General features: G+C 47.7%; 11 protein-coding genes and 1 pseudogene. 9 read left to right on the top strand and 3 right to left on the bottom strand.

Translation table 11 applies throughout. The annotated features are described in order from the left end of the window. Positions 1–241: pseudogene (locus tag BLW33_RS06945) on the bottom strand (hypothetical protein); the annotation flags it as partial. A gap of 254 nt (positions 242–495) precedes the next feature. Here BLW33_RS06945 and BLW33_RS06940 point away from each other — a divergent pair. From BLW33_RS06940 to BLW33_RS06915, 7 genes are read left to right on the top strand one after another with little or no spacing between them, the layout of a single operon-like run. Next, positions 496–801 carry a hypothetical protein gene (locus tag BLW33_RS06940; protein ID WP_090306846.1) on the top strand — a complete coding sequence of 102 codons (306 nt, stop codon included), beginning with the start codon at positions 496–498 and terminating at the stop codon, positions 799–801. Further along, on the top strand, positions 783–3,431 hold the full coding sequence (locus BLW33_RS06935) for a sigma 54-interacting transcriptional regulator (RefSeq protein ID WP_090306843.1): 2,649 nt from the start codon (positions 783–785) through the stop codon (positions 3,429–3,431). The genes BLW33_RS06940 and BLW33_RS06935 overlap by 19 nt, the downstream gene beginning before the upstream one ends. Continuing rightward, entirely contained in the window at positions 3,421–3,882 is a 462-nt protein-coding gene (locus tag BLW33_RS06930) for a PTS sugar transporter subunit IIA (protein WP_090306841.1), read from the top strand. Before BLW33_RS06935 ends, BLW33_RS06930 begins: the two co-directional genes overlap by 11 nt. Before the next feature lie 22 nt (positions 3,883–3,904). Next, a complete protein-coding gene (locus BLW33_RS06925) occupies positions 3,905–4,192 on the top strand; it encodes a PTS sugar transporter subunit IIB (RefSeq protein WP_090246610.1) in 288 nt (95 codons plus the stop codon). Positions 4,193–4,245: 53 nt separating this feature from the next. Then, entirely contained in the window at positions 4,246–5,400 is a 1,155-nt protein-coding gene (locus tag BLW33_RS06920; protein WP_341456148.1) for a PTS galactitol transporter subunit IIC, read from the top strand. Positions 5,401–5,406: 6 nt separating this feature from the next. Then, positions 5,407–5,640, top strand: a complete 234-nt coding sequence (locus BLW33_RS14510) for a hypothetical protein (RefSeq protein ID WP_341456147.1) — start codon at positions 5,407–5,409, stop codon at positions 5,638–5,640. A 26-nt stretch (positions 5,641–5,666) separates the two neighbouring features. Further along, positions 5,667–6,149, top strand: coding sequence for a hypothetical protein (locus BLW33_RS06915; RefSeq protein ID WP_090306838.1), 483 nt, complete (start codon positions 5,667–5,669; stop codon positions 6,147–6,149). A 52-nt stretch (positions 6,150–6,201) separates the two neighbouring features. On the opposite strand, the gene BLW33_RS14095 is transcribed toward BLW33_RS06915, so the two are convergent. Both BLW33_RS14095 and BLW33_RS14090 read right to left on the bottom strand, forming a co-directional pair. Then, entirely contained in the window at positions 6,202–6,363 is a 162-nt protein-coding gene (locus tag BLW33_RS14095; RefSeq protein ID WP_176770888.1) for a hypothetical protein, read from the bottom strand. 217 nt (positions 6,364–6,580) lie between these two features. Next, complete coding sequence (locus BLW33_RS14090) at positions 6,581–6,757, bottom strand: hypothetical protein (RefSeq protein WP_176966656.1); 177 nt, start codon at positions 6,755–6,757, stop codon at positions 6,581–6,583. Positions 6,758–6,991: 234 nt separating this feature from the next. Here BLW33_RS14090 and serS point away from each other — a divergent pair, with 234 nt between their 5' ends. After that, positions 6,992–8,266, top strand: coding sequence for a serine--tRNA ligase (serS, locus tag BLW33_RS06910; protein WP_090306835.1), 1,275 nt, complete (start codon positions 6,992–6,994; stop codon positions 8,264–8,266). A 112-nt stretch (positions 8,267–8,378) separates the two neighbouring features. Next, entirely contained in the window at positions 8,379–9,650 is a 1,272-nt protein-coding gene (locus BLW33_RS06905; RefSeq protein ID WP_090306833.1) for an FUSC family protein, read from the top strand. The last annotated feature ends 17 nt before the right edge of the window (positions 9,651–9,667 follow it).

The following is a 9,667-nucleotide window of genomic DNA, read 5'->3' as shown; positions in this document are numbered from 1 at the left end:
TTGATGCTGGTGGTGGTGCATCCATCTGCTTTGCCTGTCCTCGGCGTTTGCCACGGCCATCGGTCGCAACCACCTCACCAGTTTCAGGATCGAGTCGGCCAATAAGCTTTCGATGCGAACGCCCTTGCTTCTTTTCCTTATCCCAATAGGATGTTGATTCATAGACGTAAGTGATTCCACTGCGTTTATCGTGTTGATGGACAATTGACATCTCCGTCACCTCGTTACGTGTTTCTTTCATTATATCACATAACGAGCTTCAATTCAAGTCCAAAGTGCTGTTTATTCCTTATTCTATGCGGGTTTCGACGTTTCAACATCGTCGTTCCTCGTGATGTAAGACGGGAATGTAGGTTAAAATAGGGGATTACAAACTCTGCCAAAAGTTGGCACGGAAATTGCTTAAGTATAAAGGTGTGAAACGTCAACCATCAATGCAATGCGGGTATGGGTATGGTATGCTACTACGACCACTTGTTCTAAGGAGCGTGTAAAATGGAAGAAAAATTACGGGCAATTATTGAATTGGAAGATCAGCATTGCCCTTTTACAGACGAACAAATCGCAAAGAAGCTCAATACCCGGCGCGAAAAGGTTACGACGTCACGAAAAGCTTTGGGAATTGAGGATTCCCGGGAGCGGCTTAAAGGCTTTGTGTCAAAGTACATTACAGAGCAGGTGCCGGATTTTGAAACCCTTTCGGACCGAGGGTTGACGGCCCGGCTCAATGGGGCTGGTTTTATCATCTCCCGCAATGCCGTGGGCGAAATCAAAAAAACCTCATGGCTGGTACGGTGCTGAAGGAAAAAAAGGAGCCTCCAAAGAAGGCGGATGCTTTTGACTCCTTTGTAGGCCATGATCGCAGTCTGGCGCCAATTATTAAACAGGCTAAAGCTGCGATGATGTACCCGCCCCGGGGATTGCATACCCTTATTCTGGGGGAAACCGGAGTAGGAAAAAGTGATTTGGCAACGGCGATGTTTCGGTTTTCCAGGGATATTGGCTACTTGGATAAGGATGCGGAATTCATTGTATTCAACTGTGCCGATTATGCGGAAAATCCAGAGTTGCTCATGTCCCAGATCTTCGGCTATAAAAAGGGCGCCTTTACAGGAGCCAATCAGGATAAGCCAGGTCTGGTGGAAAAGGCCGACCGCAGCATTCTCTTTTTGGATGAGGTCCATCGACTGCCCCCCGAGGGCCAGGAACAGCTGTTTTATCTCATCGATAAAGGTAAATTCAGGCGACTGGGGGAAACCAGTAGTGACCGGAGCGCCAGCCTGACCATTATTGCGGCCACTACCGAAAATCCAGAGCTAACCCTGTTAGATACCTTCAGACGGCGGATCCCCATGGTGATCGCCATGCCTGCTCTGGCAGAGCGACCCATGCGGGAAAAGCTGGATATCATTAAGATCTTTGTTCAACAGGAGGCCCTGCGTATCAGCCGGACGATTATTGTCTCCAACGATGCCTTAAAGTCGCTCTTACTTTTTGAGTGCCCAGGGAATCTGGGGCAGTTGAAAAGCGAGATTCAGGTGGCCTGTGCCCGGGGATTTATGAATGTGGTCGTGGGGGAACGGGAAGAGATGGAGCTCACCATGGACGATTTGTCCACACCGACGAAACGGGGGCTTCTGCAAATGAAGTACTACCGGGAGGAAATGGACCAAATTGTAGGACATGAGGCCATTATCATCACCCCGGGGTACACTCAGACCATTTCCTCCATTAAAAGCAATCTCTATATTATGCCGGATGAAATCTATGCTTTTATTGAAGAGCGCTACGGTGAGCTGAATGGCCGCTATGACAATCAGGAAATCGTGAATTATATCCTGGGCAACGAGATCGAGAAAAAGCTGATTCACTTTGTTAAACGGGTGGATGGTTCAAAGAAGCGCCTCAGTAAAGAAGAGCTGGTCAATATTTTCGGCCTGGAAATCCTCGGAATTGTGGATAAGGTTATCCAGCATATTGAAAAGAAGTATCGACTGGATTTAGAAGGTCTGTATTATATTCTGGCAGCTCATCTCAGCGCCACCTTTGAGCGGGTACGGGGCGGAAAAGCCCTGATTAATCCCCAACTGGCAAAGATTAAGAAGGAATATGTGAAGGAGTTCCAGATGTCCCTGGAGATTACGGATATCATTGAGCGGGAAATGGGCGTCTCTCTCCCAGAGGATGAGGCGGGCTTCATTACCATGTACCTGCGGATGATTATCGAGGGGATTGAAGAGGAACGGGAGGGCTGCGTAGGGGTTATTGTGGCCTCCCATGGATCTGTGGCCGAGGGAATGGCCGCTGTGGCCAACCGCCTGCTGGGGGTGAACCACGCTAAATTCATGGAGATGGCCCTGGATGAAAAGCCCCAGCATGCCCTGGAACGCACCCAGGCTTTGGTGCAAAAGGCTGAAATGGGGAAGGGGGTACTGTTGCTGGTGGATATGGGTTCCCTGGTTTCCTTTGGGGATATTATTACTGAAAAAACCGGAATCCCTACTCGGACCATTACCCGGACCGATACGGTATTGGCCATTGATGCAGTGCGTCGGGCCATTTTGCCAGAGTCAAATTTAGACGATATTGCTGACGGGCTGTTGTCCATGTCTAAAAATCCCCTGGAGCCAGAATCCCAACGCAAAGGGCAGAAAATCCTACTGACGGTGTGTATCACCGGACACGGTGGGGCGGTTCGTATTGTGGATATCCTTGAGAGCCTTTTGGGGGATGAGGCCACCCAGTATAAGATTATGCCCATGGGCCTTTTTGATAAACAGCTGGAAGATACCATCCGGGATTTGAAACGGAATAACGAGGTCCTGGGGATTGTGGGGTCCATCAACCCTCAGGTTCCAGGTATTCCCTTCGTCCATATTAATGAATTAAGCAGCGGGGAAGGTTTGACCAAGGTTCGAGCCATTATCGGAGGGAGTGCTAAACGCCTAGAGAGGTGGCGGGAAACCCCAAAGTCCCTGGGACTAAAGGATTTAGTGCAAACCCGTTTTCTAGCTTGTGCCCAGAGGGTGTCAACCAAAAAGGCCGCCATTCAGGAGTTAGTCAGTGGTCTGGAGGCAGCAGAAATGGTCTCACCGATTTTTAGGGATACCGTATTTGAACGGGAGGATCTGAGCAGTACATATTTTCGGGACGGCATTGCCATCCCCCATGGACTGCCCGAGGCGGTAAATCGGCCGGGGCTAAACATCCTAAAGCTTAAGGAGCCGGTGGATTGGGATGGACGGCCGGTGTGGTTGGTGGTGCTCATGGCAGTGGATTCCCAATGCCTGGGAGCCATCGGTGAATTTTATGATTTCTTTGACGGGACGGATCGTGCTGAAGCCCTGCGGAATGCTGAAAACCCAGAGGAATTATTTGCGATTTTTAAGAATTGTGACAGAACAATAGGAGGCAAGGTTAATGGAAAATAGTATTGGAATGTTAAAGGAAGCACTGATTTATATGGATTTAGAGGCTGAGGATAAGTTTGATGCCCTAAAGACCATGGCCGAGGATTTTGTGAAACAGGGCTACGGGAAGGCAAGCTTTACCGAAGCGGTGCTTGAGCGGGAAAAAAACTTTGCCACCGGAATCCCCACCGAAACCATTGGGGTGGCTATCCCCCATGCAGATCCCATTCATGTGGCCGATAAGGCACTGGGGATCGCCATTTTAAAGAAGCCCGTGGATTTCGTCATCCTGGGGGATGATACCGCCACGGTACCGGTGGAAATGATCTTTATGATTGCAACCAATGAGCCGGATGGCCACATTGAAACCCTGCAGAAGCTGATGGAGATTTTCCAAAATAGCGAGCTGTTGGGCCAGATTCGCCAAGCGAAGAATAAAGAAGCTGTATTAGAGATTTTCTCTCAAATATAAAAATCCAAAGGAGGATATTTTTATGAAAAAGATTTTAGTTTGTTGTGGCACAGGTGTGGCCACATCCACCATGGCAGTTAAGAAAATTGGCAGTGCACTGGAAAAAATGGGAAAGGCGGATCAGGTCACCATCGGTCAGTGCAAGGTGGCAGAAATGAAAGCCAAAGCCAAAGATTATGATTTGGTGGTTTCCACTACGGTCCTTAAGAACCACGACTTTGAAACACCCTATATCAATGGTCTGCCCTTTGTTTCTGGGGTGGGTATTGATAAATGTATGGCTGAGGTTGTGGATATTTTAGGGATTTAATGGAAGAATGGTTTTTTATTGGCATGATGTAATTATAGGACAGGAGAGGTTTCATGGAATTTATTGCTAATTTTTTTAATACGTTAAGCAGTTTGGGCGCCAGCGTTATGATGCCCATCATCATTTTAGTCTTCGCCTTAGTTTTAGGTGCAAAATTTGGGGAATCCCTACGGGCCGGACTCATGGTTGGTGTCGGATTTATTGGTTTGAATCTGATTATCGGTCTTTTAGGAGATAGTCTTGGACCGGCAACCCAGGCCATGGTGGATACCTATGGCCTTCAGCTCAATGTCATCGATGTGGGCTGGCCGGCATCAGCTGCCATTGCCTTTGGAACCCAGGTTGGAGCCTTTATCATCCCGGTGTGTTTGTTGCTCAACATTGTGATGCTAGCGACGAACACGACGGAAACGGTGAATATCGACATCTGGAATTTCTGGCGTTTTGCCTTTACAGGCTCCCTGGTGGCGATTCTTACCGGGAGCATTGGTTGGGGAATCTTTGCCTCTGTGATTAATATGATTATCGTCATGGTTATCGCAGATGTGACTGCCCCCATGTTTGAGGAATACAACGGACTGCCGGGGATTTCCATTCCCCATGGCTTCAGTGCTGCCTTCGCCCCGATCGCTTGGGTGCTGAATAAAATTATTGATTTTATTCCTGGTGTGAATAAAATTGATATTGATGCTACGGTGTTGGAAAACAAAATGGGCGTCTTTGGGGAACCACTGCTGGTGGGGACCATCATTGGATTGGTCGTTGGGATGGTGGCCTATGGCTTTGGAGAGTACAAGACCTATCTGACCCTGGCCATTACCATGGGGGCCTGTTTGGTGCTCATTCCTAAAATGGCGGCCCTGCTGATGGAAGGACTGATTCCGGTGTCCGATGCGGCCCAGGAATTCATCCAGAAAAAATTCTCGAAGCGGGATAAAATTTACATCGGTCTGAACTCTGCTGTAGCCTTAGGACACCCGGTTACTCTTTCTGTAGCATTATTATTAACCCCCATTACATTATTACTTGCAGTTATTTTGCCTGGTAACCAGGTTATGCCCTTTGCGGACCTTGCAGTTATTCCCTTCATGTTGGTATTTATCGTGCCCATTTGTCGGGGGAATGGCTTCAGAACCTTTATCATTGGTCTGATTATCATTACCGTAGGTCTTCTGATCTCCACAAATTTGGCACCGCTGCAGACCTAGGCTGCCATGCAGGCTGCCTTTGATATGCCCCAGGGGGTTAAGCTTATTTCTTCTCTGTGTGATGGTGCCAATCCTTTAACCTGGTCCATTGTGCGGATGATGGAATTTGTGGGGAGCATTTTTGGAGCCATTATTCTGGGGGTTCTGGCCCTTGGACTAGCCCTATGGAACCGTAGCCGTATCTTGAAAAATGCCAAGCTTCGGAAGGAAATGGAATCGGAAGACGTTTCTGCTGTTTAAAAAATAACGGTTAAGGAGGATAAGCCATGCCGAGCTATACCTATGATAAAAAACGATACATCACCGGAATAATCCTGCCCAATGTGGTGCTTATGGGATGTTTGGCAGTCTTTGCCCTGTACGATAATATCGTCATTTACAAGGGGTTCGATCTCTTGTCCCTGGTGCTGGTAGTGGCAGTTTATACGCTGTTTAACACCTTGGTGGCGCTGGCTTATCCCCAGAAAATTATCGATACCGGATCAGCCTGGGAATTCCACGCCTTTGGGCGGCGGCATAGTTATCCCAAGGGGGAACTGACGGGTTTCCACATCCGGGATTTGGCCAATTCCCGTATTTATTTGCGGGTCAATGGGGCCAAATTGTTTCAGGGACGTTATTGGATCAAGCTTAAAATGTACAGTGATGGAGAGGCCCTCTACCAGGCCTTCCATGATATCGAGCGTGAGATGCATCCCGAGGATTTAAAATTCAATCGGCGGTCGTCCCACACCCAGACAATGGGTTAAGAACATCAAAAAGGACCATTGATATCCTTGGATATCAATGGTCCTTTTTAAATTATACACTTTCTTCTGTAATCTTTGTTACTTCTTCAGTTTTGGTCTCCCGAAGCTTAGCTTGGGGATTGACATAATTTCCACTTTTGCGATCGTCGGTTCCGATTTCTTCCTCTTCTTCAAGTAAGGGATTATCATAAAGCACGCCTTCTTTTTCTTTCATGGCTTTCAACCTCGCTTTCTTAGTGTGTAACATTGAATAATAGGATGTTACGGTTTCATTATATTGAGGGAGAATAAATTTGTCAATTCGTCACCGCAAAAATATGCTTTCATTAAGTATTCAGGTTATCTTCATTAAAAGGCTGCTTTACTAAAAAGGCAAAAAAAACCGGCAATGATCGCCGGTTTTTCTGTCTAAAGGGGAAAGGAGAGGACGCTTATTCTGTTTCGTTCATTTCACATTTACAAGTATTCTTAGTAACTTCATCTTTTTTAGTGTCACGGAGCTTGGCCTGGGGATTCACATAATTACCACTCTTACGTTCATCAGTCCCGATTTCTTGACGTTCATCCGTTAATGGGTTTTTGTAGTTGGTGCCAGTTGTTTCTTTCATAATAATTTACCTCGATTCTTTATTTGTAACTTTATAAGTTACTGTTTATGACTGTATTATACAGAGATTTAGAAGCACTATCAAGGGGTTTAAGGAAAAAAATTATGTTCTGATACATAAAGGGTAGAGGGATCATGCTTCAGCTGGAGTTTTTGGTGGAACAAAACAAGGCTTTGTGATATGATAAAAACATCGAAAAAATAAATGAACTCACAGTGATTAGAGGAGAGAAAAATGCTAGATATCAAACGGATTCGTGATCATGCCGAAGCTGTAACTGCTGGCCTCTGTAGCCGCGGTGGTGAATACACGGTTGCACCTGTATTAGAATTGGATGAAAAGCGCCGGGAAATCCTGGGGCGCGTTGAGGAGCTAAAAGCCCAGAAAAACGCGGTTTCCAAGGAAATCCCTAAGATGAAAATGGAAGGGAAGGACCTCACACCGCTCTTCCAGGAAATGAAGGAAGTCTCGGATAAAATTAAGGCTGATGATGAACAACTGGCCATCATTGATGGGGAGATCCGTAAGGCGCTGCTCAATCTGCCGAATGTGCCCAACCCAGAGGTAGCTGTGGGATTAGATGATAGTCAGAACAAGGAAATTCGAAAGTGGGGCGAACCCCGGGTATTTGACTTTGAACCCAAGGCCCATTGGGATTTAGGAACAGACTTAGATATCCTGGACTTTGAGCGGGCCGCTAAAATTACCGGAGCCCGTTTTTCCATGTTCAAAGGACTGGGCGCTAAGCTGGAACGGGCCATCATCAATTTCATGCTGTACATGCACACCGAGGACCATGGCTATACGGAGGTTTCCCCTCCCTTTATGGTGAATCGGGCCAGTATGACCGGAACCGGACAGTTGCCGAAGTTTGAAGAGGATGCTTTCCATTTAGAACGGGAAGATTTCTTTCTGGTGCCCACCGCTGAAGTTCCGGTGACCAATATCTACCGGGATGAAATTTTAGATGCCGGGGACCTTCCCATTAAATTCACGGCCTACACGCCCTGCTTCCGGGAAGAGGCGGGTTCTGCCGGACGGGATACCAGGGGACTCATCCGTAACCATCAGTTTGATAAAGTGGAAATGGTGAAATTTGCCCATCCGGATCATTCTTATGATGAGCTGGAAAGCTTAACCGCCGATGCGGAAGCTATCCTCCAGGCATTAGAAATCCCTTACCGGGTGGTGGAGCTTTGCACTGGGGACTTAGGATTTTCCTCAGCAAAGACCTATGACATCGAAGTGTGGATGCCCAGCTACAACCGTTATGTGGAAATATCCTCCTGCTCGAATTTTGAGGATTATCAGGCACGGCGGGCGAATATCCGCTTCCGGGACCCCATGACCAAAAAGACCCGCTTTGTCCATACCTTAAATGGTTCAGGCCTGGCGGTTGGAAGGACTTTTGCGGCTATTCTGGAAAACTGCCAGAACGCAGATGGGTCCATCAACGTGCCCAAGAAGCTCCAGCATTTTTTGGGAAATCGGGAAATTATTGCAAAATAATGAGAGTTTAAACCAAATGGATTAGAATAAGGGGATTGCGGGGAGAAATACCTGCAATCCCCTTTTATATACAGGGGAAAGGAATGTGTGATTGAGAGAAGGAGGTGGTCCAATGCCACATCTACCACATATCGGCATGCGAATTATCAAAACGACCATTGCGGTCTTTATTGTCGAAATTATCTTTACAGCCTTTGCTTTTGAGCGATCGCCCTTTTACGTCCTGGTGGCCACTATTATTTGCATTCAGCCCGATGCTGAGAATGAGAAGGATAATGCGATCAAACGGGTGGTGGCGACGTTGATTGGGGCCTTTACCGGTGCTGTGGTGCTGTTGGTCAAACCCGCAGTACTGGGATGGGGCGGTGGGGCCTATTTTTTGGATGCCCTCAATGCGGGGATGATTTGTCTCACCATCTACCTGGCGGTGCTGCTGAAAAAGGAAAGTACGGCGGCCCTGGCCTGTATGGTCTATTTAGCCATTGCGGTGATGTCCAGGGGAGGGGTGCCGGTGGGAGACTATATTTTCTTCCGTATCCTGGATACTTTCCTGGGGATTGGCGTTGCTTTTGTCGTCAGCCATACCCATCTGCCCTACCACAGACGTCAGGATGCCCTGTTTATTGTGGATTACGACGGCATTATTAAAACGGGTGATCGACAGGTCAATGTCTTTCACCAGAGGGTCCTTAACCAGTTGGTGGCTCAAGGAGCACCCCTATCCTTGGTGGCTCAGGAGCCGCCGGCCAGCATTGTGGAGGATCTCAGTATTTTAAAACTAAAGCTGCCGGTTATTGCCATGGGGGGAGCGGCTCTTTACGATATTGAGGATAAGCGCTACCTCTATACCCTTTCTATCCAACCGGAGCAGGCCAAGCGGGTCCAGTCCTTTTTAACGGATAAAGGCACCCCTTTTTTCACCAATGCCATGGTGGATAAGGTGCTGTTGATTTATTACAATCAATTTAGAAATCAGATCCAGAAAGAATTTTATGAAGATTTACGCCGGTCCCCCCTGCGTAATTATATTAAAGGGTGTCCAATCGAGGGTTGTGAAATCCTCTATTTCAGCGTACTGGACACACCCAGGCAGATCGATCGCCTCATTGAATCGCTTTCTGCCCAGGAAGAAGGCTTGTGCTATCGGGTTACCCATGATGTGTATGAGGGGCGGAGCCTTTTGAAAATTATGGATGCCCAGGCTACGCCCCAGGCGATGGTGGATCGTCTGAAGGCAGATTATGGCTATACCCGGAGCCTGACCTTTGGGGTAGAGGGTGAGGAATCGGACATTATCCTTCCCCAGGGAGACTTCACCAGTGCCATCCGCCAAATTCGGCGGATTTATAATGGGATGGGACGGATGCCCCGGAGCAATGACTAGAAGCCCCTTGGTTTGCA

The sequence above is a fragment of the Eubacterium aggregans genome (assembly GCF_900107815.1).
GTDB classification, from domain to species: Bacteria; Bacillota; Clostridia; order Eubacteriales; family Eubacteriaceae; genus Eubacterium_O; species Eubacterium_O aggregans.
Note: the sequence above shows the minus strand (reverse complement) of the source record. Positions and strands in the feature narration are given on the sequence as shown.

Bases quoted from the DNA above. Each gene is read 5' to 3' on its own strand.
- BLW33_RS14095 (WP_176770888.1), bottom strand. From the start codon at position 6,363: ATGAAAGAAAAAGAAGGCGTGCTTTATGATAATCCCTTACTTGAAGAA.
- BLW33_RS06940 (WP_090306846.1), top strand. From the start codon at position 496: ATGGAAGAAAAATTACGGGCAATTATTGAATTGGAAGATCAGCATTGC.
- BLW33_RS14090 (WP_176966656.1), bottom strand. From the start codon at position 6,757: ATGAAAGAAACAACTGGCACCAACTACAAAAACCCATTAACGGATGAA.
- BLW33_RS06930 (WP_090306841.1), top strand. From the start codon at position 3,421: ATGGAAAATAGTATTGGAATGTTAAAGGAAGCACTGATTTATATGGAT.
- BLW33_RS14510 (WP_341456147.1), top strand. From the start codon at position 5,407: ATGCAGGCTGCCTTTGATATGCCCCAGGGGGTTAAGCTTATTTCTTCT.
- BLW33_RS06905 (WP_090306833.1), top strand. From the start codon at position 8,379: ATGCCACATCTACCACATATCGGCATGCGAATTATCAAAACGACCATT.
- BLW33_RS06920 (WP_341456148.1), top strand. From the start codon at position 4,246: ATGGAATTTATTGCTAATTTTTTTAATACGTTAAGCAGTTTGGGCGCC.
- BLW33_RS06915 (WP_090306838.1), top strand. From the start codon at position 5,667: ATGCCGAGCTATACCTATGATAAAAAACGATACATCACCGGAATAATC.
- serS (WP_090306835.1), top strand. From the start codon at position 6,992: ATGCTAGATATCAAACGGATTCGTGATCATGCCGAAGCTGTAACTGCT.
- BLW33_RS06935 (WP_090306843.1), top strand. From the start codon at position 783: ATGGCTGGTACGGTGCTGAAGGAAAAAAAGGAGCCTCCAAAGAAGGCG.
- BLW33_RS06925 (WP_090246610.1), top strand. From the start codon at position 3,905: ATGAAAAAGATTTTAGTTTGTTGTGGCACAGGTGTGGCCACATCCACC.